We start from the raw sequence: 25,268 nt of genomic DNA on the forward strand, positions 1-25,268 counted from the left end.
TCTAGGGCTGCTTTTTTGTTCAAATAAACGTCGATTTATGTTGGCGTGTTTTGCTACACTAGCCGCCCTTTTTTGGAGAGCCTGTTATGCAGTGTCGTTTAGGTTGCGGTGCTTGTTGCATTGCGCCATCAATTAGCTCATTAAATAAAGTAGCGGGTGAGCGATGTGTTCATTTAAATGCTGATAATTTATGCGCTATCTTTGGTAAAGCTGAGCGACCTAAGGTTTGCAGTGATTTTAAAGCTGCAGAGTGGCTGTGTGGAACTACCCAGCAACAAGCTATGGACAATCTCATCTATTTAGAAAAGCAAACCGCGTAATAATATTGCTTGGTATTAAGGCTTTGTACTGCTTGCTTTAAATCAACTGCCTAGAGCTGTTTGTTGTGCACAGGCTGCACAATGGGCTCTTCTGAACCCACTAAACGAATGCTAGGTTCACTCTCGAGATCTGGTGCCAATAAAGCTAGGCGCTGGGCAACCCCAACCAGTTGCACATCTTCCGGCAAACTTAGCCGATTAAGTAAATCCACCGAGTGTGGTCTGGGGTGAGCGATTAGCACTGCATGACCATATTTTCGAGCAAGGCTTATGGCCTTTTGCCATTGGCGCTCAATGGCCACGGGGGTGTCTTGGTGGTCAAGAAACACATGGCGCTTTAAATTGGGTACTTGGTACACTCTGGCTGTTTGCTGGGCAATGCTGGCTAGGTGGGTGCGGCTATCCACAAAAAATAGCTGCTGTTTAGCCAGTACTTGCATTAACCAGTGCATTTCTGTGGGAAGTTGGGTGAGTTGGCTACCCATGTGGTTGTTTAAGCCAGTGGCTTCCGGAAAGTCATTAATAGCTGCTTCTACACGTTGCTTAAAGGCCGCTTCTTCTAAGTTGTCTGGTAAGCCATATGGCCCTAAAGCAATGGTGCCACTGCCCTCCATCGGCAGGTGCAACATTATTTCGCGTTGCTGCTGCTGAGCTTGTTCGGCAATGTCTTTGGCATAAGGGCTTGATGGAAGTACCGATAAGGTAATATTGGGGTGCAGGTCTAATAGTGCAAAGTCGCGGGCACTATTACCGACATCATCAATGATGATGCTTAACTGCGCAGCCATGGCTGAGCTTGTCGCCAGCATGCCTAGGCAAAGTAGAATTATTTTAACCATTTACGTGGGTCTAGGGTTTGCCCTTTATGGCGAATCTGGAAGAACAGGGCGTTGGTCGTTTGGCCGCCAGTATTGCCGGCATAAGCCACGGTTTGACCAGCACTTACTCGCTCACCAATCTCTGCATTTAAGCTTTGGTTATAGCCGTAAAAGCTAAGGTATTGCTCGCCATGGTCGATGGCGACGACTAGGCCATAACCTCGCAACCAATCAGCAAATACTACATTGCCAGAGGCCACTGCTTTTACGTTAGTACCAGGGTGGGAGTCAATCACTATGCCTTGCCAGCGTGTTTGCCCCTGATTTTTACTGTTATAACTGTGTAGAACTCTGCCTTTGAGCGGCCAAGGCAGTTTGCCTTTTGCTTTGGCGAGGCCAGTGAGAGGCGTTTTATCTAAGTTTTGTTTAAGGGCAAGTTGTTGTTGCTGTTCTATTTGGTCACTAATCACTTGCTGTAAGTGTTGTTCATTAATTTGTAGCTGCTCTAAACGGCTTTGCTCAGTATTTTGCAGCTTATTAAGTTTAGCGAGTTGTTGCTTACGTTGATTTTGTTGAGACTGCAGCTGGTCCAGCTTTTGTTTTTGCTGAGCGACCAAGCCTTCTAGGTGCTTTTGCACCTCGGCCAGTTGGCTTTGAACTTTGCTTAACTCTAGTTGCTGGAAGCTGACTTGCTCTAAGGCCTTGCTGCGGGCTTTGGCCAAATATTGGTAATAGCTTAACATCCGCTCTAAATCTGCGGCATTTTGCTGGTTCAGCAGCATTTTCATGTAATCGCTATTACCTAAGCGATAAGCGCTGTTGATTTGTGCTTTAAGTGCTTGTTGCTGTTGAGCCAGTTTTTCTTCTAGCTGCTGCTCTTGTTGCTGAATATCTTGTTGTTCGATTTTTGAGTGGGAAAGCTGATTGTTAAGTTTGCGTAGTTGTTGGCTGGAGTCCGCGAGCGCCAACTCATATTGTCTTAACTGTTCTTGCGCTTTGCTTATATCATTTTTGCGCTTTTTAAGTTGCTGTTGTTGTTGCTTAAGCTGTTGTTGAACGTCGAGCAACTGTTGTTGTTCGTTGGCATGCAGTGGTGGGCAGAGCAATAGCAAAACGCCAGCAATAAGGCTGGCGTTAAACAGGCGAATAAGGCGCTTGCTAGCGCCTTGTTTCGAAGCTGAAATAGGCTCTTTCATCAAGCCATTATTTCAAATTCATCAATACCTTGCCAGTCATTTCTGCTGGAGTTTCCATGCCCATCAAGCTTAGCATTGTTGGTGCAATATCACTTAAACGACCGCCTTCAACGGGGCTTGCTTCACGACCGTAGTAGATGAAAGGTACAGGCAGGTTGGTATGAGCTGTGTGGATGCCACCCGTTTCTGGGTCAACCATTTGCTCGGCGTTACCGTGGTCGGCTGTGATTAAACATTCGCCGCCAACTTTATCAAGTGCTTCAACCAAACGGCCAATGCTCTTATCTACGGCTTCACAGGCTTTAACTGCGGCATCGTATACGCCAGTGTGGCCAACCATATCGCCATTCGGGTAGTTACAAATGATTACGTCGTACTTGCCACTCTCGATTGCAGCTACAAACTTGTCGGTTAGCATTTCCGAGTTCATTTCTGGTTGTAGGTCGTAAGTGGCTACTTTTGGAGAAGGGATAAGCTCGCGGTCTTCACCAACAAAAGCGTCTTCTTTACCGCCATTGAAGAAGAAAGTTACGTGGGCGTATTTTTCTGTCTCAGAAATACGTAGTTGCGTTTTGTTGTTCTTCTCTAGCCACTCACCGAGTGTGTTCACTAAGTCTGTAGGGCCATAAGCACAAGGAGCTTTAATGTCCGCTGCATATTGGGTTAGGGTAACAAAGGCACATGCAGGCACCTTAGCGCGCTCAAATCCAGTGAAGTCTTGCTCAACAAAACAACGTGAAATTTCACGGGCACGGTCAGCACGGAAGTTCATGAACAATACCGCATCGCCATCGTTAATGCTGGCTGCGCTTTCGCCTACTACAGAGGCTTTAACAAACTCATCGTTTTCATCACGCGCGTAAGCTGCTGCTAGCGCTTCAGTAGCGTTAGCGTAGCTGTATTCAGCTTTGCCTTCAGTAAGTAATTGATAAGCTTCTTCTACGCGTTCCCAACGGTTATCGCGGTCCATTGCGTAGTAACGGCCTACTAAAGAAGCAATACGACCTGAACCAATTTCTGCAAATTTTGCGTCAAACTTTTCAATTGAGCCTTGCGCGCTGCGTGGTGGAGTGTCACGTCCGTCCAAGAAAGCGTGTAAGTAAATTTCTTTTGCGCCTTGCTTAGCGGCTAATTCAATCGCAGCTAGCATGTGATCTTCGTGGCTGTGAACACCGCCTGGAGAAAGTAGACCCATGATGTGAACGGCTTTACCGGCAGCTACGGCTTTATCTACCGCACCTACTAATACTTCGTTAGTGAAAAAGTCACCGTCTGTAATTGACTTACCAACACGGGTAAGTTCTTGGTATACAACGCGACCAGCACCGATGTTAGTGTGACCAACTTCTGAGTTGCCCATTTGTCCGTCTGGTAAACCTACATCTAGGCCTGAACCCGAGATAAGGGTGCTAGCAGCAGTTTCCCAAAGGTTGTCTAATACTGGAGTGTTGGCGTTTGCTACAGCGTTATTGGCGCTGTCTTGGCGGTAGCCCCAGCCGTCCATAATAACTAGTGCTAAAGGCTTTTTGCTTGCAGACATTGCAATTTCCTCAATCGGTAAATGTTTAAGTGAAAAACGAATTAGTGAAATATTACTACATTTTTTGTCTGAGTCACCTGATTGAGCGCAAATCAACCGAGATTAGTTGTTTTTGCTCAGATTTGTTCTGGTGTATGAATCTTAGGTCAATTTGCGAGCTTTGGCGCGCTTGAGAGCTGCTATTCTTCTCGCTCAGGTGTATACTCTCGCCCCAATATCACTAACTATTTGCTTAACTGGAATTGTCATACTATGCAGCAAGTTGTCGAATTTGTCGGAAATAACCCTATCATTTCATTCGCTTGGGTAGGTTTGTTCGGTGCCGTTATCTACACTTTTATTCAACCAATGCTGTCGAAGGTTACCTCGGTTGGCAATCACGAAGCTACATTGCTCATTAATAAAGAAGATGCAGTAGTGGTGGATGTTCGTACTAACGACGAGTACAAAAAAGGGTATATTGCGGGCGCACGTCACATTCCTTTAACCCAAATACAGGCTAATAACTTTAAGCCTATTGAAAATTTAAAGGGCAACCCCATTATCGTTGTATGTGAAACAGGGATGCGTTCAGGCTCAGCGGCTAACGCTCTGGTTAAAGGCGGTTTTGAGAAAGTGTATAACTTACGCGGCGGCATGACCGATTGGAAATCAGCAAACCTACCGATCACTAAGAAGTAAGATCGAGTTTTAATGGCTAGCGCTCTAGCGATTAAGCAATTTTAAATAAATGTATTAAAGGTAATTATCATGGCTGAAGCAGCAACCACTGAAGCACCACAAGTAGAATTTGCAATTCAACGTATTTACACAAAAGATATTTCTTTTGAAACGCCTAACTCTCCACAAATCTTTCAACAAGAGTGGAAACCAGAAGTTAAGGTTGACCTAGACACTACTAGCAACAAACTAGCTGACAACGTATTTGAAGTAGTATTAACACTTACTGTTACTGCTAAAGTGGGCGAGCAAACTGCATTCTTATGTGAAGTTCACCAAGGTGGGATCTTCACTCTAGGTAACATGCCAGAGCCTCAACTTGCTCACGCAATTAATGCTTACTGCCCTAACATTCTTTTCCCTTACGCACGTGAAGCGGTATCTAACCTAGTTAACCGTGGTTCTTTCCCACAAATTAACTTAGCGCCAGTTAACTTTGATGCTTTGTTTGCTAACTATGTACAACAGCAAGCAGAACAACAGCAAGCGGCTAAAGCTGACGCTTAATGGTTAACTCAAAGGCTACTATGACCGTATTGGGCGCAGGCTCATACGGTACCGCGTTGGCAATTGCGATTGCTCGAAATGGACAACGTACCGTGTTATGGGGTCATGAGCCTGAGCACGTGGCTGCACTTGATGCAGCACGTGAAAACCAAGACTTCTTGCCTGGAGTTGCTTTCCCCGAAAGCCTAGAACTAGAAGCTGATTTAGCCACCGCAGTTGCGCAAAGTGACAACTTGCTAGTGGTAGTGCCTAGCTTTGCTTTCGCTGATGTAATGCGTCAGATAAAACCAATGTTAAGTGAACAATCACGAGTAGCTTGGGCTACCAAAGGTTTAGAAGCGAATACCGGACATTTGTTGTCTGAGGTTGCGGTTGATGCCTTAGGTGAACAGGTGTCGCTAGCGGTGATCTCTGGGCCTACATTTGCTAAAGAACTAGCAGCAGGTTTACCTACCGCCATTTCTGCGTCATCTTCAGATGCTGAGTTTGTGCGCTATTTGGCGAAGGTTATGCACTGTGAGCGAAGCTTTAGGGTGTACACCAATAACGATATTATTGGCGTACAGCTAGGGGGCGCAGTTAAAAACGTGATTGCGATTGGCGCTGGTTTAGCCGACGGTTTAGGTTTTGGTGCAAATGCACGTACTGCCTTAATTACCCGTGGTCTGCGCGAAATGGCGCGTTTGGGTAAGGCCTTAGGTGCTGATCCTGAAACCTTTAAAGGCATGGCTGGCTTGGGTGATTTAGTGCTTACCTGTACTGATAATCAAAGCCGTAATCGCCGTTTTGGCTTGGCACTAGGCGCCGGAAAATCCTTCGAGGAAGCCGAACGCGAAATTGGCCAAGTGGTAGAAGGTTACCGCAATACTAAAGAAGTCTATTTGTTAGCTGAAAGAGTTGGAGTTGAAATGCCAATAGTGGAGCAAGTTTATCAAGTGCTCTACAAAGGGAAGCAAGCTAAACAAGCTGCTATTGATTTACTTGCGCGCGACCAGCGCGAAGAGTAGTGACAAGCGCCACAAGCTAGCAACAAAAAAGCCTACCAAATGATAGGCTTTTTTATATTTATAGTTCGCAAGACTTAATAGTAAGAGTGCTCACCGGCTTGGTGCTCGGTAACATCTTTAACACCGGTTAGCTCACCAGGGAAGGCTTCAAGCAACTGCTTTTCGATGCCTTCTTTTAGCGTAACATCTACCATGCTACAACCATTACAACCGCCGCCGAACTGCAGCACTACCACGCCTTCTTCGGTTAGCTCCATTACGCTAACTTTACCACCGTGTGAAGCCAAGTTAGGGTTAACTTGGGTTTCAATGGTGTATTCAACACGCTCAATGAGTGGAGCGTCATCATCTACTTTGCGCATCTTGGCATTTGGTGCTTTAAGAGTAAGTTGTGAACCTACTTTGTCGGTCACAAAGTCGATTTCGGCTTCTTCTAAAAACGGCGCGCTAGCGGTATCAACCATGGCTTTAAAGCCGTCGAATTGTAGCGCGGTATCATCTTCTTCAACCGACTCTGGTGGGCAATACGATACGCCACACTCTGCGCTTGGTGTTCCAGGATTAACCACAAATACACGAATATGGGTGCCTTCAGGCTGTTGTTCTAGCAACTTAACAAAATGCTGTTGAGCTGTTTCTGAGATCGATACCATCTGCTTCCTCGATACCTGACTAAAATACTAAGGTTTATTGTACGGCTTTTTAAACAGCGCTGCTAGTGTTGCGAGTGCTTATCTTCGTTGAGAAGGTTTTGGGGTGCGTGCAATAGCCCAGATGTCGACTCGTTCAGCGCCGGCATCTTTAAGCTGTCTAGCTAGCACGTTAGCGGTGCTGCCGGTAGTTACAACATCATCAATGATTACCCAGTGTTTATAGCTAAACGTATCTTGGCAACTAAAGCTGGCCGCCAAGGCTTTTTGTCGCTGGCGGCGGGTAAGCCCTGCCTGGCTTGAACCATAATGTTTGCGCGTAAACGGCTTTTGCATTGGCTTTGCTGCGTGTTTTGCCAATTGCTTACATAAAACCTCACTTTGGTTAAAACCGCGTTGCCATTGCTTAAACCAATGCAAAGGTACCGGACAAAAAACATCTGGCAGCGTTGCTTGAGTGAGTTGAATATGCTGCCAGATAAGTTGGCCTAAGGGCTTTGCCAAGTGTTGCTGTTTGGCATATTTGTAGGCTTTAATCACCGGCTCTATCGGCCATTGGTAGTCACTTAAACAGATTACTTGATCGTAAAAAGGAATGTTGCCTTGGCACTCGCCGCATATTCCTGGCTCAGCCAAGGGTAAATAACACGTCTCACAACGATGTTGGTTTGGCGTTAACAGCAGAGCGCTGCAGCTGTCGCAACAAACCTGATTGAGCCTTTTACTTTGAAAACAAAAATCACAGTGTTTAGACAAAACTAAGCGGGAGTTTAAAGCCGCGTGAAATCTAGTTAACATGAGCATCCTTTTTGATCAGTAGTTAAGTGTAGATGAGCAAATTGCATTTTGAACGTCATGGCTCAGGCCCTGCGCTCATTCTTATTCATGGTTGGGGTTTAAACGGCGCTGTATGGCAGCCTGTTACCGAGCTATTAGCCGAGCATTTCAGCGTATATCTGGTGGACTTACCCGGTTTTGGTCATTCTCCTGCCATTGAGCCGCTTAGCCTAGACGGCATGGTGCAAGCTATTAGTGCTCAGGTGCCGGAGCGGGCCATTTGGTTAGGCTGGTCTTTAGGTGGTTTAGTGGCAAAGTATGCAGCTATTCACCAGCCGCAACAGGTTGCGGGTCTAATTACTGTGGCCAGCTCGGCCCACTTTATCGCTAAATCGGAGTGGCCGGGCATTCAGGCAAAAGTGCTCGATGGTTTTGCCAGTGGTTTACAGCAAGATTTTAAGAAAACCTTACAGCAATTTTTGGCCATTCAAGCCATGGGAAGCGATCAAGCTAAGCAAGATATCAAGCAGCTGCGAGAGCTACTAGCAAGCCGACCACTACCCCAACTTAGCGCCTTAGAACAGGGCTTAGCGCTATTGCAAAGCCAAGATTTACGTGATGAGTTAGCGCAAATCTCAATGCCTTGGTTACAGCTATATGGTCGTAGTGATGCGCTGGTGCCAAAGGCCGCTATGCAGCAACATGCCGAGCTTCATCCCGAGGCTACTCAATACCTGTTTGCTAGTTCTTCGCATGCGCCATTCATCTCTGAGAAGCAGCTATTTGCCGAAAAAGTACTCAGCTTTGCGCGCAGTATAGTGGTGTAAAAGTGAGCAATTTGCTAGAATTAAGGCTAACTATGATCGAGGCAGCAACTAACTAAGCGGAGGGCATATGCAAATTGGCGCGGCAAGTAGCGGTTTTCAAATTATTGCTAATGCAAATCAGCAGGTTAGTGAAAGTGCTCAAACCCTTGCTGAAGTAGCGGCAAAACGTGAACCACAGCAAAACGAAGTGGTTGATGCCATGGTGAGCCTTAGCCAAGCTGAGCTTTATGCTAAAGCTGGCGCAAAGGTGATGCAAACCGAATCAAAAATGTTAGGCACTTTATTGGATGTAGAGGCCTAGTATGAATATCAATGTTAGCTTGCCTAATGTTTTCCCCAATACCTTAACTCCGCCTACGGATTCAGCCCGTCGCGACAATCAGTTGCGTCAGGTGATAGCTCAACCTAAAGAAGTCGCTAGTTTTGCTAAAGAGCCCGAGGTCGGCGCTGAGAAAGATCGCAGCAAGCCGCAAAGTACGGCTCAATACCCTCAAGTTCAAGAACAGCAGCAAGCTAAAATAAACGAGCGTGAAGCGCAGCAAGGTCGCGAGCAACAAGGCGAGCAGCAGGGTAAACAAGACGAGCAAAAAGGCAGCCAAGACCAGCCCGGTTCTGAGCAACCCAGTGCCAGACAAAAAGGCCAAAACGAGCTTAGCGAAAGTGAGCAGAAGAAAGTTGATGAGCTAAGTGCGCGCGACCAAGAGGTGCGCACCCACGAAGCGCAACACCAAGCGGTAGGTGGACAATACGCCAGTGCCGCCTCTTTTGAGTTTGAACGTGGCCCAGATGGAAAGCAATATGCGGTAGGCGGTGAAGTGTCTATCGATGTGAGTGAAATCCCCGACGACCCACAAGCTACCATTGCTAAAATGGAGCAGGTACAACGGGCGGCGCTAGCGCCCGCAGAGCCTTCCTCGCAAGATCGGCAAGTGGCCGCACAGGCTCAACAAAAAGCCGCCGAAGCACAACGCGAACTTAATCATGCGCAACCGCCAGGTTTGCTGGCATCAGACGAACAACCTTCAGCTTTTGGCACCATTGCTGCCGAAGGTGCCGAGTTTGAACCTACTCAGCAAGCGCGAGAGCAGCAAAATGCTCAAGCTTTGCAGCAACGCTACCCCGATATTGCGCAGCAAATGGCGCAGCGTAATCAAACCATCGAACAGCGCTATAGCAGTGCTGCGGCCTTTAAGCCGCAATCTCAACTAAGCTTACAAGCTTAATCTAAATCTCCGCTTAAATTTATTTCTTCGCTTTAGCAAAAGCATCTGCAAAGGCGCTATTTATCGGCGCACTAGCTTGCGGCTTTTTGGCCGAATGAGGCTTATGGTGCGTTGGTTTTGTTTTGTTTGTAGATGGAGTAGAGCGGACGTCTTCATCTAAGCGCATGCTAAGGGCAATGCGTTTACGTTGCACTTCTACTTCCAACACTTTTACCTTAACAATATCGCCGGCTTTAACCACTTGATGTGGATCTTTTACAAAGTGATTGGCTAAGCAGGAGATATGTACCAAACCGTCTTGATGTACGCCAACATCAACAAAGGCACCAAAGTTAGTTACGTTGGTCACAACGCCCTCTAACAGCATGGCTGGCTTTAGATCGCTAATGGTGTTTACACCCTCTTTAAAGGTGGCGGTTGCAAACTCTGGGCGAGGATCGCGACCAGGCTTTTTAAGCTCATCAATAATGTCGGTTACAGTGGGTAGACCAAATTTGTCACTAGTAAACTGTTTCGGGTCGAGTTTGTTTAAGCGCTCACCGTTGGCAATCAACTGGCTAACTTCACACTGGCTATGTTCAGCAATGGCCTGTACTACGGGATAAGCCTCGGGGTGAACCGCCGAACCATCTAAAGCATTTTTCGCTTGGTTAATCCGTAAAAAGCCCGCGGCTTGTTCAAAGGCTTTAGGCCCCAAGCGAGCCACTTTTTTGATGGCTGCGCGTGACTTAAACGCACCGTGCTCGTCGCGGTAGGCCACAATGTTTTGCGCTATGGTGGTGTTTAAACCGGCCACAAAACTTAGCAGTGGTGCTGAGGCCATGTTTACATCTACACCTACGGCATTTACACAGTCTTCAACTACGCTGTCTAATTGTTGTGATAGTTTGCTTTGGCTAACATCGTGTTGGTATTGGCCAACACCAATTGCTTTGGGCTCAATTTTCACTAACTCAGCTAAGGGATCTTGTAAGCGGCGTGCAATTGATACTGCACCGCGAATCGACACATCCAATTCTGGAAATTCTTGCGCTGCTAACTCGGAGGCAGAATACACCGAGGCTCCAGCTTCACTTACCATTACTTTTTGCAAACCTTGCGGTGGCAACATGCCAATGAGATCAGCGGCCAGTTTATCGGTTTCACGCGAGGCGGTGCCGTTACCTACACTAATCAACTTAACTTGGTGCTTAGTCACTAAACTCGCTAATGTTTTAAGCGAGTCTTGCCATTGATTTCGTGGCGCGTGAGGGTAAATGGTGTCGTAGGCAACCAGTTTACCGGTAGCGTCAACCACCGCTACTTTAACCCCAGTGCGCAAACCTGGATCTAGACCTAAGGTGGCTTTAGGCCCTGCAGGGGCTGCCATCAATAAATCATTTAAGTTACGCGAAAACACACTAATTGCTTCGTCTTCTCCACGTTCGCGTAGCTGATTGAGCAATTCTGTTTCTAGCTGTAGTTTTAATTTTACTCGCCAGGTCCATTGCACCACGGTCGCTATCCAACGGTCGCTAGCATGCCCTTTAGGGGCTAAAGCAAAATAGTCGCGGATCATTTGCTCGGCAGGGTGGTTTAGCCCGTCCTCTTGCTCAACTTCTACACTTAGGTTAAGTATGCCTTCATTGCGCCCTCGCAATATGGCTAAAGCGCGGTGAGAAGGTATTTTTCCTATGGCTTCGTGGTAGTCAAAATAGTCTTGGAATTTCTGACCATTTTGTTGCTGACCATCGATAACCTCTGCCTTTACCGCGGCATTTTGTTGTAAGAATAAACGAAGCTTAGCTAGCAGCGGGGCTTGTACGGCAAAGCGCTCCATCAGTATGAACTTGGCACCATCTAATGCCGCTTTGCTGTCGGCAAAACCTGCTTCGTTATTAATAAAATCTTCGGCTAAGCTTTCTGGGCTGGTATCTGGCTGGCTTAACAAAAGCTCTGCTAAAGGCTCTATGCCAGCTTCAATGGCTATTTGTCCTTTAGTGCGGCGTTTGGGTTTGTAAGGAAGATAGAGATCCTCTAGTTCTGTTTTACTGCTTGCTGCATTAATGGCTTGTTCTAATTGCGGAGTAAGTTTGTCTTGTTCGGCAATAGATTTAAGAATGGCGCTGCGACGTTGCTGCATCTCTCGCAAATAAATTAAGCGTTGCTCTAACAAGCGTAATTGCCCGTCATCTAATCCGCCGGTAACTTCTTTACGGTAGCGGGCAATAAAAGGAACCGTTGAACCTTCATCAAGAAGCTTAATGGCGGCACTCACTTGTTGAGCTTGTGCGTTGATATCTGAAGCAATTTGTTGTTCTAAATTTTGCATGGACTTATGTAATTTTAGAGGCGCTGCTTGCTGCAGCAAAAGAAAGTGCCCTCTATCTTATTCGCTTATTAACTGGCATCAAGCAGAAAAGTTAATATGTAGAATCTTAATAGCGTGAAAACTATTTCACAGCGTGACAAATTTTTCATAAGCACTTCATAGATACGTTTTGTTGCAGGCCCTTGGTCATAGTTATGTGAGCTAAGCCCATCAACAAAACCGACTTGCTGAATTAGAGTGAAGTTAGATTTTAATGCCTCAGTTCAAGGAGAGCGAAATGAGCGCGAGCGACAAGACTCTTATCAATTTTAGTTTAAGCCGTATTAGCCAAAGCATTGTATTGGCGAGTTTAATCAGTGCCCCAGCACTAGCGGCTAGCGATGAAATGCTTAGTAATACTGATTTTAGCAATGGCACCACCGGCTGGTGGTCTAGCGGTGCCGAATTAGTAGCCAAAGACGGCGAAGCCTGTATGGACATTAAGCGTGCCGGCTCTAACCCATGGGATGTAATTTTAGGCCAGCGCGGATTTGGTTTGGAAGAAGGCCAAGACTATGCCATCGACTTTGTGGCGCGCGCCAACAAAGACACGGCCTTTACCGCACTTATTCAGCATAATGGTGCACCTTATACGCAATACTTTAATCAAGTATTAGAAATTGGCACTGAGCCAAAATCCTTTAGCTTCAAGTTCACTCAAGATCAAAAGAGTGATGCTAAAACCGAGTTTCAGTTCCAGCTAGGAGCCCAAAAAGAAGCGGTACTGTGTTTTAGCGATATCTCGGTGAAAGGTAAGTCGTTCGTAATCGTAAACAAAATTCCTAATATTCGTTTAAATCAGATTGGCTTCTATCCTAAATCAGAAAAAATTGCGGTGATTCGCAGCGAAGAACAACAGCCTCGTGTTTGGCGAGTGAAAGATGCCGAAGGCAATCACCTGCTTACCGGTAAAACCAAAATATTTGGGGTGAATGCTGCATCTGGCGAAACAGTGCATCAAGCTGATTTTTCTGCTTTAACCACCAAGCATGAAAACTTGGTATTAGATGTAGATGGCCAAACTAGTCATCCTTTCAAAATCGCCGACGATATATATAGTGAGCTGAAACATGATGCCTTAGCTTACTTCTACCAGAACCGAAGCGGTATTGAGATTAAGCCAGAGTTTGTACAACGTCCAAACTTGGCGCGCCCAGCAGGGCATGTGCCAGATGTAGTGAGCTGCTTTAACAAAACCGACGACAAAGGCAACAAGTGGCCAGGTTGTGATTTTGACATGGACCTCACCGGCGGTTGGTATGACGCGGGCGACCACGGTAAGTATGTGGTAAACGGCGGCATTAGTACCTGGACCTTAATGAACCTGTACGAGCGCTCGCAGTTTATTGAAGGCGCTAGCGAACCGTTTGCCGATGGCAAACAACCGATGCCAGAAGCGGGCAATGGTGTTAACGATTTATTGGATGAAGCGCGCTGGAACATGGAATTCATGCTAGCGATGCAAATTCCAGAAGGCAGCAAAGTATCGGTGCCTGTGGGTAACCAACAAGAAAACATTCGTTCCCTTAAGCTAACCGAAATTGACGCCTCTGGTATGGCGTTCCATAAGGTAGCCGATGAGAAATGGACCGGTATGCCATTACCGCCGCATAAAGATACTCAAAAGCGTCATGTTGGCCAATCTAGTACTGCCGCAACCTTAAACTTAGCGGCAACAGCAGCCCAGTGTGCGCGTATTTGGAAAGATATTGATGCAGATTTCTCTGCTCAGTGTTTAACTGCGGCAAGCCGTGCTTGGCAAGCCGCCAATAAACACCCAGAAGTATACGCTTACGATAACTTCACTGGCTCTGGCCCTTACGGGGATCTAGAACTAGCTGATGAGTTTTATTGGGCAGCGGCAGAGCTATTTATTACTACAGGTGAATCTAAGTACTTAGAAGCAGCTAAAGCATCTCCTGCATTCTTAGCGGCGCCAGTAGGTGATGAAACAGCTAAAGGTGATTTATTCTGGCAAGATTTAAGTTCAGCAGGCACTTTGAGCCTAGCTCTTGTCCCTAGCAAGTTAGATCAAGCAACTCGTGATAAAGCGCGCGCTAAGATTGTTGCTACGGCCGATGCATACAGCTCTTTAATGACAAAAGAGGGCTACCACATTCCATACAGCACAGAGCAGTATCCTTGGGGGTCTAACTCAAACTTAGTGAATCGCGGTATTTTCCTTACCTATGCAAGTGATTACAGTGGCGACAGCAAGTACATGCAAGCTTTGATACATGCCATGGATTACATTTTAGGGCGTAACCCGCTTGATCAGTCATACATCACTGGTTATGGCAGCAACCCGCTTAAGAATCCGCACCACCGTTTTTGGGCGCATCAAGCTGATGCTAATTCACCAAAACCGGCACCAGGCGCATTATCGGGTGGACCAAATTCAATCAGCTTTAGCGACCCAGTTGCGGCAGGTATGAAGGGCGGCTGTGTTGGCCAAACTTGTTTTGCTGATGAGATTGGAGCCTGGACCTTGAACGAAATTACCATCAACTGGAATGCACCTTTGGTATGGGTGACTACAGTGTTGGATGAACACCGTCTCAAGTAAGTAAATCCATAACAACTAAGTATTTTAGGCCGACATTATGTCGGCCTTTATTGCTTCAAAAATTAAGTAATTAATGATACTTGGGTGTAAGCACCAGCAGATTATGTGATCTGTCACGGCGTTCTAACGCTCAATATCATTGAAAACAAGTTCTTGGCTAAGTAGGCGGTTATAGTGAGACAGGGAGTTATATCTTTCTAGGTCGCTATCACTATTTAGCAACACCGGGAGAGATATAATGCGAACTAGTGTTAGTTGTCAGAGAATCAATGTGAAAGATAAAAATAAATTAGAGCAACGCTCAACTGTTTATGATGTCGCTGCGTTGGCTGGGGTTTCACCTAGCACTGTATCTCGGTTTATGAATCAAACCACTTATGTGTCTGATGCAAAACGTAAGCAAATTCAAGCGGCAATGATTGAGCTTGGCTATAAGCCTGGCCAACAAACCGGAGCCAGTGCTAGCAGCCGCACCATGACAATTGGTGTATTGGTGCAAGACCCAGACAGCCCGTTTTATTCATCTATTTTAAATGGAATTGAAGAAGTTCTGCTGGCTCAAGGTTACTCACATATTATTGTAACGGGCCACTGGAATAGCGAAGAAGAAATGGAGTCGATGCAGCTGCTGTTATCGCGCTCGGTGGATGGAATTATCATCGTAACTGGCGGGTTGAGTGACGAACAGGTAGTCGAGTTTTCAAAGAAGAGGCCCATCGTTGCCTTAGGCCGTGAGTTAGAAGCAGCCCGCTTACGTTCGATAAAGATTGAAAACTCAGTGGGCGCTTACATGGCCACCAATCATCTTATTCAACTGGGCCACCGCGAGATTGTGCATATTAAAGGTGCCGAGGGGCATCCCGACGCTCAGCAACGTTATGAAGGTTATTGCCAGGCCATGGAGCACGCAGGTTTGCCTGTGAAGCTGCAGCTGGTTGAGCAGGGCGACTTTACCGAGCAAGGCGGTTTTGATGCGGTGCAGCGTTTGTTAACCAACAAGCGTCAGTTTAGTGCTATTTTTGCTTCTAATGATTTAACCGCACATGGTGCAATGTTGGCTTTATACAAAGCCAAGCGACCAGTGCCAGAGCGGGTTTCGGTGATTGGATTTGATGATGTGCCGGGCTCGGCGTTTTTCATTCCGCCGCTAACTACAGTGCGTCAACCCATATTTGATACCGGTTATGCTGCCGCCTTAACCATTTTAGACATGCTAAATGGTGGTGCTAGCAATAACTTCCGTATTCCTCCAGTTGAATTGGTGAAACGCGAAACCACCCAAGCACATATCCTCTAGTTAAAGCTTGCGAGTTTGCTGCCTAAGTCGTTTATAATCGGCTTAGGCAGACTTAATTACGTAGCTATGAAAACCAATTTAATCACTCGCCCTGGCTGGCATAAACTCGATGAAGAATTAAAGTATTTGTGGAAGGTTAAACGCCCACAAGTAACTCAAGCAGTATCCGAAGCCGCAGCACTGGGTGACCGCTCAGAAAACGCGGAATACAAAGAAGGTAAGCGAGAGCTTCGCCGCATCGATTCTCGATTAAGGTTCTTAACCAAACGCTTAGATGCCTTAGAAATCGTTGACCATCACCCCCAACAAAACGGCAAAGTATTTTTTGGCGCATGGGTTGAGCTGGAAAATGATGAAGGCGATATCGTGCGCTACCGCATTGTTGGCACCGATGAAATAGATCCAAAGCTGGGTTACATCACTATCGACTCTCCTATGGCTCGGGCGCTTATCGGCAAACAAGTTGACGATGATGTGTTTGTAAAAACGCCCTCTGGCACTAAAGAGTGGTGGATTAATCTTATTCAATACACTCCTTTCGAGTAGTGGAGCTAATTCTGTTAGCTAACTATTTGTCTTAATGCATATTTAACGAGTAGTTAGCGGCTAATATCCCCATGTTGAAAATAATTCATCTAAAGCTATGTTTAAGATGAATGGCGTTGACTTACTTTATCTTCTCTTTAGTATCTAGCGGTATAGACGTCTAAAAGTCTTTAACGGAGAAGGTCAATGGGATTTCACAACGCGCAACAAATCGAAACACTCAATCAAAGCTTAAGTGAGCTTAACCGCGATATTAACGTGTCCTTTGAGTTCTTCCCGCCAACCACCGAGACCATGGAGCAAACTTTGTGGTCGTCTATCGAGCGTTTGCAAACCTTAAAGCCTAAGTTTGTATCAGTAACCTACGGCGCTAATTCGGGCACTCGAGACCGCACTCACAAGGTGATTAAAGCAATTAAAGACCGCACAGGCTTAGCAGCTGCACCGCATTTAACCTGCATCGATTCAACGCCGGATGAGTTGCGCCAAATTGCTCGCGATTACTGGAACAGTGGCATTAAAGACATTGTTGCACTGCGAGGTGATTTACCAGAAGGTTCCGCCAAGCCGCAAATGTACGCCAGCGATTTGGTGGCTTTGTTAAAAGAAGAAGCTGATTTTGATATCTCGGTAGCGGCTTATCCAGAGATTCACCCAGAAGCAAAAAGTGCCCAAGCTGATTTGCTGGCCTTAAAGCGTAAAATGGATGCCGGTGCCAACCGCGCCATTACCCAGTTCTTTTTTGATGTAGAAAGCTACCTACGTTTTCGTGACCGCTGTGCAGCCATTGGCATTGAAGGGGAAATCGTACCCGGTATTTTGCCAGTATCTAACTACAATACCCTGAAAAAGTTCGCCTCTTTTGCCAATGTAAAAGTGCCAAAATGGCTACACAATCAGTTTGCTGGCTTAGAGCATGACCAAACTACTCGAAACCTAGTTGGTGCCAGTGTAGCGATTGAAATGGTTAAAGTATTATCGCGCGAAGGAGTGAAAGACTTTCACTTCTATACACTTAACCGCTCGGAGTTGTCTTACGCTATTTGCCACACCTTAGGTGTTCGCCCAGCTGAAGCAGTACCTGCTTAGTGACTTATACAGTGAAAAGGTAAAAAGCCTAGCAATGCTAGGCTTTTTTATCCGTGAATGCTTTCAATAACAGTAGGTTATCTTCAAACAAACTTTTAGACATTAACTAGTTATCGCCACTCCATATGATTGACCTTTTTATGTACTTGGCCAAATATTGCTATTGGTAGTCCCCCCGACCAGAAGATAATGAATCTTCGAAAAGGCTTAATAATTTGTTAGCTTGGGAGTTAAACCTCACTGTAATTAAATAATAATCAAATACTGATAACAACGCAGTGCCTATGAGTAATTGCCAAAAAAACAGCTTCCAAAATAAGAAACTAGAAAAAACACTAATCCCAAATACTAAAAACACACCAGAAGATAGAAGTGTGCTTACAGAAGGTACGATACAAATATCGAACTCTGTGCCCATGTCGAACTCTTCGACCTTAGCGCGAAGAACGGGATAAGAAAGGCTGCGACCAGCATCTTTGACTTGTTGCCTGTTGTGCAATTTAATGTACTTTTTCGAGAATACTCCTTTGAACTCACTTTTTACTCGGTTTATAGGTGAGTACCTCTGAACCTTATCCCTCATCACTTCTTCTAGCTCTTCAAATGAAGCATTGGTTTGAAACCTTGCTTTTAGGTAAAGTTTTTTCATGGTGCTCCGCGGTGGCACTTATCCCATCGAGGAGCGCAGCGACAAGTGCTTGATTGTTTTGCTTGTTAGGTGCCAGTAATAAGTCAGAATTGATTCGCTAAAAATCAGAGAAAGTCACCTTCAGGTCATCAACTGTTTGGATTCCTATTCCACTAGTTTCCCACTTAAATTTGTCATTATTGAATCGAGGAAAGATATGTAGGTGGTAATGACCAAGTTCGTTACAACTTCCATTATTCTGAATAAAAGAGATACCGTCCGGGTTAAATTTAGTGAGTATCCGCGAGTATAAATCTTTCGCTACATATTGAATCTCTGCATTCACTGATCCTGGCAGATCTATGAACGATTCATAGGGGTTCTTCGGACAAATCAGTACGTGACCAATATTGATTGGGTCATGGTCTGCAAAGGCAATAACATCCTCCGATTCAAATACGATAACAGCTTTAATTTCACGACTAACTATTTTCTCTACAATTGTCGTCATATCCAATCTATAGAACTATTAGTAACCCTTCTAGAAGGTTACTCGGATTTGGATAGGCCAGTCAAATTACGTCAAGAGGGAACTGGAAGTTTAGCTCTTGAAACTCGAAATGGGGCAATTATATGTTAGCTTTCCTCCTTTCCTTCATTATCGCCGAGTCGCGGAAGTGACAAGCGATCAAGCTGAGCATTGTTTGAGCGTAGCGAGTTGCGCAGGCGCGCTTGCCACTGAGCAACGAAGGATAAAGATAATGCAGGGCGAGTTTTCTTTTTGCTTCGTTTTTCTTTGCTCGTCAAAGAAAAATGACGTCGCCGCAGGCGAAAGCTTTTGCTCTATAGCTAACACATAAAGGAGCAGCAATGAGTTTGACTCTAGATACCATATCGTGAACTAGAAGTTGAAAGCTCAAGCTTACGGTAAATGTAAACGAACTAACCACATGCCCACGACCCTTTTTACATCAACAGCACATTTACCCCAGAGCATATCAGCCACATGATTAGGGCGTAGTACCAGTTGTTTTTAAGTATCTGCCGAGTCGAAAATTGGTAGCGGCCAATCATGGTTAGGCCTACGCCAGATAGCGGGCTGCTGCCGGTGGATATTGCCCAAGAACTTAAGAATAGAAAACCTAGCTGACTAGGCTCTGGATTAAGCGGCAATAACAAAGGGCTGGCTAAAGAAATGCTAATAACTGGGTGAATACCAAACATGCAGGCCACGATCATCATTGCTAACACTACTGCAAAGGTTTGATGATTAAAGCTTACGTTGTGCAGGCTTAAGGTTTCTGGATAGGCCAGCAATAAGGCTTTAATACCCGCCGAGAATACCCCTGCAGCTAAAAACAGCACGTACTGGCTGCCAACATTAGATAAGCGATGGCTAACAAAGTTTCTGGCAATGAGCACTTTTGAGTTCCCTTTGGCAAAACTTAAGGCTGCAATCGGTGCTAGGCAGGTAATCATTAAAATTATGCTGAAATCAGGGAAGGCGAAATGCAAAGCTATCACGCTGGTGGCGAGCACAAAGGGAATGGTTAAGCTTTCTCGACGTAAGGGGTAACCAGCAAAACTGTCTTTCTCTCTTAGCGATACCTCGGCAGTGGTAAATGCCAAGGCAATTAGCGCCATTAAAGCGCCCGGCAGCAGTACATCTAACCATTGCATACCGGGGGCGTAAGTAATGGAAACAGCAGTGGCAATAAAAAATGGAGACCACCAAGCCGCGGCACAAAAGCAGCGCATTAATACTTTTTGCTGAGCATTAGTTAAAGCTTGTTGTTTGGCCAAGCGGTCGCCGACAATGAATACAATCGATAGATTGATTACCGCACCCAGCAAGTTCATGCCGAGCGCGGTTGAGGCAATGCTGCGTTTGCCAATAGGTAAAGGGTCTTGTTGATTCTCTGGATTGGCTAAGGCGAGAAAAGATACCGCGCTAAACATCGCCAGCAAGGGAAGGTTTATTGAGAGTATGTCGGAGGCACTTAGCAAGGTATTTTGCTTGGCTGCAATTAATAGCAATACGATGCCAATGCTTAACAAACAACCCGCCTGAATGCGAATGGCTTTGCTAAGTTGAGGTAAGTACAGCAAGGCGGCAGCCCAGGTTACTGCGGTGGCTAAACTAATGCCAATTACGCCAAAGGCATACAGTAAGTAAAGTAGCAGCGAGGCAAGAAACAACCACCCTTTGTATTGTTGCATTGAAGACATCCTAGCTATCAATGAGCCAACGCTGCCAAGCAGCAAAAGTACCCTGTAAAGTAAGCTATTAGCTTAGCCTAAGAACAAACAACCCCGCGTAAAGCGGGGGTGCTACGGTTAAATAGGTAAGTATTTAACCGGTGTTACGCATACCCGCAGCGATACCGGCAATGCTTACCATTAAGGCTTGATCAACTACTGGGCAAAGTTCCTCATTAGCGCGAGAACGATTTAGCAGCTCAACCTGTAATACATGCAAAGGATCGATGTAAGGGTTACGCAGATTAAGTGATTCAACCACCCAGGCTTGATTAGCCAATAGCTTGTTGTCTGGTGCTAGCGAAACAATGGCCGCTTTAGCGCCTTCTAACTTAACCCGAAGCTTTTCACCTAGCTCCTGTAGCTCTGGCTCCACTAAGCGCTCGTCGTAGATTTTTGATAGCCAAGTATCGGCTTTCATAAATACCATTTCTAGCATTGCTAAGCGGTTATCGAAGAATGGCCACGCGCGCATTTCGGTTAGCAGCTCGCTTTTACCTTCTTTAATTAAACCTTCGAATGCCGCACCGCTACCTAACCAAGCTGGCAGCAATAGGCGGTTTTGGCTCCATGAGAAAATCCATGGGATAGCACGTAAGCTTTCTACACCACCGTCTGAGCGACGTTTCGCAGGGCGACTACCCAATGGCAGTTTAGCTAACTCGCGCTCTGGGGTCGCCGAGCGGAAGTAAGGCACAAACTCTTCTTCACCCCAAACAATACCACGGTAGGCTTCACAAGAGGTTTCGGCAATTTGATCCATCACTTCGCGCCATTCGTCTTTTGGCTCCATAGGTGGGATCAAGTTCGCTTCTAATACTGCGCTGGCGTAGAGGTTTAGGCTATCCATGGCAACTTTAGGTAAGCCGAACTTAAAGCGGATCATTTCGCCCTGCTCAGTTACCCGTAAGCCACCTTTTAGTGAGCCTGGAGGTTGTGATAACAAGGCTGCGTGCGCTGGTGCACCACCACGACCAATTGTACCGCCACGTCCATGGAACAAAGTTAAGCTGATTTGATGGCCTTCACAGATAGATACTAGCGCTTCTTGAGCGCGGTATTGCGCCCAAGATGCCGCTAATACACCGGCATCTTTAGCTGAATCTGAGTAACCAATCATTACATGTTGTTGGCCAGAGATGTAACCGCGGTACCAATCTACTGATAACAGTTTGCTCATGGTAGCTGGTGCATTGTTCAAATCGTCTAGGGTTTCGAACAAAGGCGCAACCGGCAAGCGGAATGGACAACCGGCTTCTTGCAGTAGCAGTTGCACGGCTAATACGTCAGATGGCTCGCTCGCCATAGAGATAATGTAAATGCCTAATGCTTCGCGCTCTTGCTTGGCGATAATGGCGCACGTGTCTAGTACTTCTTGTACCGATTCACTGGGCTCCCAATCACGTGGGAACAGCGGGCGCTTAGAGTTTAACTCTTGCAGTAAGAAGTGCTGCTTATCGGTTTCGTTCCAATGTGCATAGTCGCCCATGCCTAGGTAACGAGTGATTTCTGAGAACACTTCTTCGTGGCGGCCACTGTCTTGGCGAATATCCAAACGTAGTAAGTTGATGCCAAAACAGGCAATACGACGTAGTAGATCTAGCAAGGTGCCGTCGGCGATGATGCCCATGCCACAGTCTTGTAGCGAGTAGTAACAAAGCTCAAGTGGCTCACGTAGCTGCTCGGTATTGGTGATAATATCGCGCGCTTCGGTGTACTGGCCTTTTAGCTTGGCTGTAAGGTAGTCGTGAGTTTCTTGCAGCTCGCTGCGCAATACTTTTAATAAGGCGCGGTAAGGTTCGTTTTGGTCACCAGTTTGCTCAAGCAGTGCTTCGTTAGCATCGCTCATCGACAATTCGCTAACCAAGGTTTGAATTTCTTTTAAGTAAAGGTCTACCGCTACCCAGCGGCTAGACAACAATACTTCTTCGGTTACTTTAGAAGTCACAAATGGGTTACCGTCGCGGTCGCCGCCCATCCAAGATGAGAACACTACTGGCGCAGCATCTAGGGCCATGCGCATATCGAAGTGCTGGCCAAGTTTTTTGTCTAACTGGCGCACAAAATCTGGCACGGCTTGCCATAGCGAGTTTTCAATTACCGCAAAACCCCATTTAGCTTCATCTACTGGAGTAGGGCGCTGCTGGCGAATTTCGTCGGTGTGCCATGCTTGGTTGATTAGCTGCTCTAAGCGGCTAAGTAGTTGGCTGCGCTCTTGATCTGGTAAGTCGAGTTCTAACCAATCTAAACAGTTATTAATGGCAACGTGTTTGTTGATTAGGGTACGACGGGTCACCTCGGTTGGGTGCGCGGTAAGTACCAGCTCGATATTTAACTGTGCCACTGCATGGTGGATCTCTGCTTCACTTAAGTTTTCTTGCTTTAGTTTATTGAAAACTTGGTCGATAGGATCTTGGGCACAGGTACTGCCTTCGCAGTTACGTGAAATGGTGTGGAATTGCTCGGCGATATTTGCCAAGTTTAGGAATTGGCTAAAGGCGCGGGTTACCGGCAATAGCTCGTCATCACTTAGGTTACGCAATAGCTCCAATAACTGCTCGCGCGCCTCATCATCGTTATTACGTGAGGCCTTAGCCAGCTGGCGTATGGTTTCTACTTTCTCTAGAAACGCTTCTCCCATATGGCTCTTGATCGTGTTACCAAGTAGTTGTCCGAGTAGACTCACATTTCCTCGTAACGAGGCGTTAATCTCCTGAGGCATATTCTGGCTCATTGTCTTTCCTTCACTGTTTGCGTTTGCTAGCGATTATTGAAATTTTTTTACTAAATCACCCTAGTCCTAGGGCAAAAACATACCTAAGACCGAGCATATAGTCAAAATACCTGTAATTAAATTACACATAACGCTGTTTCCTTTGCTTAGGATCAAGCGGCTATTTATAGATTGTTACTCATATTTTAATAAGGGCAACTTTGTTTAGCTTACTTTTTAACCTATACGCGTAAATTTAACAATAAATAAAAATTCATTTTTATTGCATAAAGAATTGCCTGTGGTATTCTCCGTTTATATTAAAGACAGCTAGTTTTTTTTGAGCTGACAAGCGTGACATTTTGTTCATTTGGTCAGTAAAATGCAGCTCAATAAATAACACTATGCCATAAGATTTCAAGGGAACAAGAAACGATGTTAAAGGCAGCGATTGTTGGTGCAAGTGGATACACCGGAGCAGAGTTGGCAGGCTATGTAAGTCGCCATTCGAATTTAGAACTTGCCGGGTTGTATGTTTCAGAGCGAAGTGTAGACGCAGGCAAGGCGCTATCTACTCTGCACGGCAAATTATGCGGTGTGGTTGACGCTCCCGTGCAACCGTTAATTGTGGCTGATATCGCCAAAAACTTTGCTGATATTGATATTGTTTTGTTAGCCACTGCTCACGAAGTAAGCCATGATTTAGCCGAAGCATTTTTAAATGCAGGTTGTCAGGTCTTCGATTTGTCTGGCGCCTTCCGTGTTCAAAGCGCAGAGTTTTACGAAAAATTCTACGGTTTTACTCATCAATTCCCCGAGTTATTAGAAAAAGCGGTATACGGTTTAGCTGAATGGAATGCCGAGAAAATTAAGCAAACGGATTTAGTTGCTGTAGCAGGTTGTTACCCAACTGCATCATTAACAGCGCTTAAGCCATTAGTTGAAGCTGGGTTGATTGAGCCAAGCAACAAAGCGGTAATTAATGCTACTAGTGGCGTGAGTGGTGCAGGGCGCAAAGCCTCGCTAATTAGCTCATTCTGCGAAGTAAGCTTAGCGCCATATGGGGTGTTTAATCACCGCCACCAACCAGAAATTGCTGCCCACTTAGGTCACCCAGTGATCTTCACTCCACATTTGGGTAACTTTAAACGCGGTATTTTAGCCACTATTAATGTGGCGCTAAAAGCAGGCACCACCGAAGAGCAAGTAAATGCAGCTTATCAGCAAGCGTATGCAGGCCAAAACATTGTGCGCATATTGGAAGGTGAGTGGCCTTCTATTGCCAAAGTAGAAAACACACCGTTTATTGATGTGGCTTGGCAACAACAAGGTGAAGACTTAATTGTGGTATCGGCTGAAGATAACCTATTAAAAGGTGCTGCTAGCCAAGCTATCCAGTGTTTGAATATTCGTAATGGCTTTGCCCTTACCGAGTCGCTGGTTTAGGAGCAGGCAATGAAACCATTAGTGATTAAGTTAGGCGGTGCCGTTTTAAATAACAGCCTAGCCCTAGATAATTTATTTGCTGCCTTGCAACAAGTTAAGCAACCTATTGTATTAGTGCATGGCGGCGGCGTAGTAGTAGAAGATGTATTAGCTAAAACCGGCTTTGTATCAGAAAAGTTGGACGGCTTGCGCATTACCCCAAAAGAGCAAATTCCTTATGTGGTGGGTGCCTTAGCAGGTACCAGCAATAAGTTGTTGTTAGCGCAAGCGCTAAAAGCAGGTTTGTCGGCTGTGGGCTTGTGTTTAAGTGATGCAGGCTCTTGTAAAGTAAGCCAAATGGATGCACGTTTAGGCCACGTTGGCGAGGCATCTTTAGGCAACCCTGCATTGTTAAATAGCCTTATTGAGCTGGGCCATGTGCCGGTAATGAGCTCAATTGGTATTGGCGAAGACGGCGAACTTTACAATGTGAATGCCGACCAAGCTGCGTTAGCGGTGTGTAAATTGCTGCAGGGCCAATTGGTGTTATTATCCGATGTGGCTGGCGTACTCGACCAAGATAAACAGCTGGTGGCTGAGCTAAATAGCGCACTGGCTGATAAATTGATTGCCGATGGTGTGATTACCGATGGCATGACGGTAAAAGTTAAAGCGGCTCTAGAAGCTGCCGAATTTTTGCAAACACCAGTTTCGCTAGCGTCATGGAAAGATCCTGCGAAACTCGCCAGCTTGTTGGCTGGACAAACATATAAAGGTGAGTCGGTAGGGACTCAGGTTACCGTTTAAGGA

At 45.9% G+C, this 25,268-nt stretch carries 23 protein-coding genes; 13 read left to right on the top strand and 10 right to left on the bottom strand.

Going from position 1 to position 25,268, the window contains the following annotated elements:
• Nucleotides 1-86: 86 nt before the first annotated feature.
• Entirely contained in the window at nt 87-320 is a 234-nt protein-coding gene (locus LQZ07_RS03560) for a YkgJ family cysteine cluster protein (protein ID WP_152783380.1), read from the top strand.
• A 50-nt stretch (nt 321-370) separates the two neighbouring features.
• Here the strand turns inward: LQZ07_RS03560 and LQZ07_RS03565 are convergent, their stop codons facing one another.
• The 3 genes from LQZ07_RS03565 to gpmM are packed head-to-tail and all read right to left on the bottom strand — an operon-like array spanning nt 371 to nt 3,874.
• On the bottom strand, nt 371-1,159 hold the full coding sequence (locus LQZ07_RS03565; RefSeq protein WP_152783382.1) for a divergent polysaccharide deacetylase family protein: 789 nt from the start codon (nt 1,157-1,159) through the stop codon (nt 371-373).
• A complete protein-coding gene (locus LQZ07_RS03570; RefSeq protein ID WP_152783384.1) occupies nt 1,147-2,334 on the bottom strand; it encodes a murein hydrolase activator EnvC in 1,188 nt (395 codons plus the stop codon). The genes LQZ07_RS03565 and LQZ07_RS03570 overlap by 13 nt, the downstream gene beginning before the upstream one ends.
• A 7-nt stretch (nt 2,335-2,341) precedes the next feature.
• On the bottom strand, nt 2,342-3,874 hold the full coding sequence (gene gpmM / locus LQZ07_RS03575) for a 2,3-bisphosphoglycerate-independent phosphoglycerate mutase (protein WP_152783386.1): 1,533 nt from the start codon (nt 3,872-3,874) through the stop codon (nt 2,342-2,344).
• Between the two features lie 252 nt (nt 3,875-4,126).
• On the opposite strand from gpmM, the gene LQZ07_RS03580 reads away from it, so the two are divergent.
• From LQZ07_RS03580 to gpsA, 3 genes are all read left to right on the top strand, one after another.
• Nucleotides 4,127-4,555, top strand: a complete 429-nt coding sequence (locus tag LQZ07_RS03580; protein ID WP_016403465.1) for a rhodanese-like domain-containing protein — start codon at nt 4,127-4,129, stop codon at nt 4,553-4,555.
• A 69-nt stretch (nt 4,556-4,624) separates the two neighbouring features.
• The gene (secB, locus tag LQZ07_RS03585) at nt 4,625-5,101 is read left to right on the top strand and encodes a protein-export chaperone SecB (RefSeq protein ID WP_016403466.1); all 477 of its coding nucleotides are present in this window, start codon (nt 4,625-4,627) and stop codon (nt 5,099-5,101) included.
• Nucleotides 5,101-6,108 carry an NAD(P)H-dependent glycerol-3-phosphate dehydrogenase gene (gene gpsA / locus LQZ07_RS03590; RefSeq protein WP_152783388.1) on the top strand — a complete coding sequence of 336 codons (1,008 nt, stop codon included), beginning with the start codon at nt 5,101-5,103 and terminating at the stop codon, nt 6,106-6,108. The genes secB and gpsA overlap by 1 nt, the downstream gene beginning before the upstream one ends.
• Nucleotides 6,109-6,182: 74 nt before the next feature.
• On the opposite strand, the gene nfuA is transcribed toward gpsA, so the two are convergent.
• Both nfuA and LQZ07_RS03600 read right to left on the bottom strand, forming a co-directional pair.
• The gene (gene nfuA / locus LQZ07_RS03595) at nt 6,183-6,761 is read right to left on the bottom strand and encodes a Fe-S biogenesis protein NfuA (RefSeq protein WP_016403468.1); all 579 of its coding nucleotides are present in this window, start codon (nt 6,759-6,761) and stop codon (nt 6,183-6,185) included.
• Nucleotides 6,762-6,839: 78 nt separating this feature from the next.
• Nucleotides 6,840-7,556, bottom strand: a complete 717-nt coding sequence (locus LQZ07_RS03600) for a ComF family protein (RefSeq protein WP_152783390.1) — start codon at nt 7,554-7,556, stop codon at nt 6,840-6,842.
• 32 nt (nt 7,557-7,588) lie between these two features.
• Here LQZ07_RS03600 and bioH point away from each other — a divergent pair, with 32 nt between their 5' ends.
• The 3 genes from bioH to LQZ07_RS03615 all read left to right on the top strand — a co-directional run bounded on the left by bioH (nt 7,589) and on the right by LQZ07_RS03615 (nt 9,585).
• Complete coding sequence (gene bioH / locus LQZ07_RS03605) at nt 7,589-8,362, top strand: pimeloyl-ACP methyl ester esterase BioH (RefSeq protein ID WP_016403470.1); 774 nt, start codon at nt 7,589-7,591, stop codon at nt 8,360-8,362.
• A gap of 67 nt (nt 8,363-8,429) precedes the next feature.
• Nucleotides 8,430-8,663 (top strand): hypothetical protein, encoded by a 234-nt coding sequence (locus tag LQZ07_RS03610; protein ID WP_152783392.1) that lies wholly within the window; start codon nt 8,430-8,432, stop codon nt 8,661-8,663.
• Nucleotide 8,664: 1 nt separating this feature from the next.
• On the top strand, nt 8,665-9,585 hold the full coding sequence (locus LQZ07_RS03615) for a putative metalloprotease CJM1_0395 family protein (RefSeq protein ID WP_152783394.1): 921 nt from the start codon (nt 8,665-8,667) through the stop codon (nt 9,583-9,585).
• Between the two features lie 19 nt (nt 9,586-9,604).
• Here the strand turns inward: LQZ07_RS03615 and LQZ07_RS03620 are convergent, their stop codons facing one another.
• Nucleotides 9,605-11,896 carry a Tex family protein gene (locus LQZ07_RS03620; RefSeq protein ID WP_152783396.1) on the bottom strand — a complete coding sequence of 764 codons (2,292 nt, stop codon included), beginning with the start codon at nt 11,894-11,896 and terminating at the stop codon, nt 9,605-9,607.
• A gap of 277 nt (nt 11,897-12,173) precedes the next feature.
• Here LQZ07_RS03620 and LQZ07_RS03625 point away from each other — a divergent pair, with 277 nt between their 5' ends.
• The 4 genes from LQZ07_RS03625 to metF all read left to right on the top strand — a co-directional run bounded on the left by LQZ07_RS03625 (nt 12,174) and on the right by metF (nt 17,433).
• Nucleotides 12,174-14,501 (top strand): glycoside hydrolase family 9 protein, encoded by a 2,328-nt coding sequence (locus tag LQZ07_RS03625; protein ID WP_152783398.1) that lies wholly within the window; start codon nt 12,174-12,176, stop codon nt 14,499-14,501.
• Nucleotides 14,502-14,772: 271 nt separating this feature from the next.
• The gene (locus tag LQZ07_RS03630) at nt 14,773-15,798 is read left to right on the top strand and encodes a substrate-binding domain-containing protein (protein ID WP_016403475.1); all 1,026 of its coding nucleotides are present in this window, start codon (nt 14,773-14,775) and stop codon (nt 15,796-15,798) included.
• Between the two features lie 66 nt (nt 15,799-15,864).
• Nucleotides 15,865-16,344: a transcription elongation factor GreB gene (gene greB / locus LQZ07_RS03635; RefSeq protein WP_152783402.1), complete on the top strand. Its 480-nt coding sequence runs from the start codon at nt 15,865-15,867 to the stop codon at nt 16,342-16,344.
• A gap of 186 nt (nt 16,345-16,530) precedes the next feature.
• On the top strand, nt 16,531-17,433 hold the full coding sequence (gene metF / locus LQZ07_RS03640; RefSeq protein ID WP_152783404.1) for a methylenetetrahydrofolate reductase: 903 nt from the start codon (nt 16,531-16,533) through the stop codon (nt 17,431-17,433).
• 160 nt (nt 17,434-17,593) lie between these two features.
• Here the strand turns inward: metF and LQZ07_RS03645 are convergent, their stop codons facing one another.
• The 4 genes from LQZ07_RS03645 to ppc form a co-directional block, all read right to left on the bottom strand.
• Nucleotides 17,594-18,082: a hypothetical protein gene (locus tag LQZ07_RS03645; protein WP_152783406.1), complete on the bottom strand. Its 489-nt coding sequence runs from the start codon at nt 18,080-18,082 to the stop codon at nt 17,594-17,596.
• Nucleotides 18,083-18,179: 97 nt separating this feature from the next.
• Nucleotides 18,180-18,572, bottom strand: coding sequence for an HIT family protein (locus LQZ07_RS03650; RefSeq protein ID WP_152783408.1), 393 nt, complete (start codon nt 18,570-18,572; stop codon nt 18,180-18,182).
• A 455-nt stretch (nt 18,573-19,027) separates the two neighbouring features.
• A complete protein-coding gene (locus LQZ07_RS03655) occupies nt 19,028-20,281 on the bottom strand; it encodes a hypothetical protein (RefSeq protein WP_227981440.1) in 1,254 nt (417 codons plus the stop codon).
• Nucleotides 20,282-20,414: 133 nt separating this feature from the next.
• On the bottom strand, nt 20,415-23,054 hold the full coding sequence (gene ppc / locus LQZ07_RS03660; RefSeq protein ID WP_227981444.1) for a phosphoenolpyruvate carboxylase: 2,640 nt from the start codon (nt 23,052-23,054) through the stop codon (nt 20,415-20,417).
• 414 nt (nt 23,055-23,468) lie between these two features.
• Between ppc and argC the strand changes: the two genes are divergently transcribed.
• Both argC and argB read left to right on the top strand, forming a co-directional pair.
• Nucleotides 23,469-24,479, top strand: a complete 1,011-nt coding sequence (gene argC, locus LQZ07_RS03665) for an N-acetyl-gamma-glutamyl-phosphate reductase (protein WP_152783412.1) — start codon at nt 23,469-23,471, stop codon at nt 24,477-24,479.
• Nucleotides 24,480-24,488: 9 nt separating this feature from the next.
• A complete protein-coding gene (gene argB, locus LQZ07_RS03670; protein ID WP_152783414.1) occupies nt 24,489-25,265 on the top strand; it encodes an acetylglutamate kinase in 777 nt (258 codons plus the stop codon).
• Nucleotides 25,266-25,268 lie beyond the last annotated feature (3 nt).

The organism is Agarivorans sp. B2Z047 (genome assembly GCF_023373605.1).
Classification (GTDB): Bacteria; Pseudomonadota; Gammaproteobacteria; order Enterobacterales; family Celerinatantimonadaceae; genus Agarivorans; species Agarivorans albus.

Excerpts from the sequence above, each read along its gene's own strand:
- gpsA (WP_152783388.1), top strand. The coding sequence starts at position 5,101 with ATGGTTAACTCAAAGGCTACTATGACCGTATTGGGCGCAGGCTCATAC.
- LQZ07_RS03560 (WP_152783380.1), top strand. The coding sequence starts at position 87 with ATGCAGTGTCGTTTAGGTTGCGGTGCTTGTTGCATTGCGCCATCAATT.
- LQZ07_RS03650 (WP_152783408.1), bottom strand. The coding sequence starts at position 18,572 with ATGACGACAATTGTAGAGAAAATAGTTAGTCGTGAAATTAAAGCTGTT.
- nfuA (WP_016403468.1), bottom strand. The coding sequence starts at position 6,761 with ATGGTATCGATCTCAGAAACAGCTCAACAGCATTTTGTTAAGTTGCTA.
- greB (WP_152783402.1), top strand. The coding sequence starts at position 15,865 with ATGAAAACCAATTTAATCACTCGCCCTGGCTGGCATAAACTCGATGAA.
- bioH (WP_016403470.1), top strand. The coding sequence starts at position 7,589 with ATGAGCAAATTGCATTTTGAACGTCATGGCTCAGGCCCTGCGCTCATT.
- LQZ07_RS03625 (WP_152783398.1), top strand. The coding sequence starts at position 12,174 with ATGAGCGCGAGCGACAAGACTCTTATCAATTTTAGTTTAAGCCGTATT.
- argC (WP_152783412.1), top strand. The coding sequence starts at position 23,469 with ATGTTAAAGGCAGCGATTGTTGGTGCAAGTGGATACACCGGAGCAGAG.
- LQZ07_RS03565 (WP_152783382.1), bottom strand. The coding sequence starts at position 1,159 with ATGGTTAAAATAATTCTACTTTGCCTAGGCATGCTGGCGACAAGCTCA.
- LQZ07_RS03620 (WP_152783396.1), bottom strand. The coding sequence starts at position 11,896 with ATGCAAAATTTAGAACAACAAATTGCTTCAGATATCAACGCACAAGCT.
- LQZ07_RS03610 (WP_152783392.1), top strand. The coding sequence starts at position 8,430 with ATGCAAATTGGCGCGGCAAGTAGCGGTTTTCAAATTATTGCTAATGCA.
- LQZ07_RS03655 (WP_227981440.1), bottom strand. The coding sequence starts at position 20,281 with ATGCAACAATACAAAGGGTGGTTGTTTCTTGCCTCGCTGCTACTTTAC.
- gpmM (WP_152783386.1), bottom strand. The coding sequence starts at position 3,874 with ATGTCTGCAAGCAAAAAGCCTTTAGCACTAGTTATTATGGACGGCTGG.
- LQZ07_RS03600 (WP_152783390.1), bottom strand. The coding sequence starts at position 7,556 with ATGTTAACTAGATTTCACGCGGCTTTAAACTCCCGCTTAGTTTTGTCT.
- argB (WP_152783414.1), top strand. The coding sequence starts at position 24,489 with ATGAAACCATTAGTGATTAAGTTAGGCGGTGCCGTTTTAAATAACAGC.
- LQZ07_RS03615 (WP_152783394.1), top strand. The coding sequence starts at position 8,665 with ATGAATATCAATGTTAGCTTGCCTAATGTTTTCCCCAATACCTTAACT.
- metF (WP_152783404.1), top strand. The coding sequence starts at position 16,531 with ATGGGATTTCACAACGCGCAACAAATCGAAACACTCAATCAAAGCTTA.
- LQZ07_RS03570 (WP_152783384.1), bottom strand. The coding sequence starts at position 2,334 with ATGAAAGAGCCTATTTCAGCTTCGAAACAAGGCGCTAGCAAGCGCCTT.
- ppc (WP_227981444.1), bottom strand. The coding sequence starts at position 23,054 with ATGAGCCAGAATATGCCTCAGGAGATTAACGCCTCGTTACGAGGAAAT.
- LQZ07_RS03580 (WP_016403465.1), top strand. The coding sequence starts at position 4,127 with ATGCAGCAAGTTGTCGAATTTGTCGGAAATAACCCTATCATTTCATTC.
- LQZ07_RS03645 (WP_152783406.1), bottom strand. The coding sequence starts at position 18,082 with ATGAAAAAACTTTACCTAAAAGCAAGGTTTCAAACCAATGCTTCATTT.
- secB (WP_016403466.1), top strand. The coding sequence starts at position 4,625 with ATGGCTGAAGCAGCAACCACTGAAGCACCACAAGTAGAATTTGCAATT.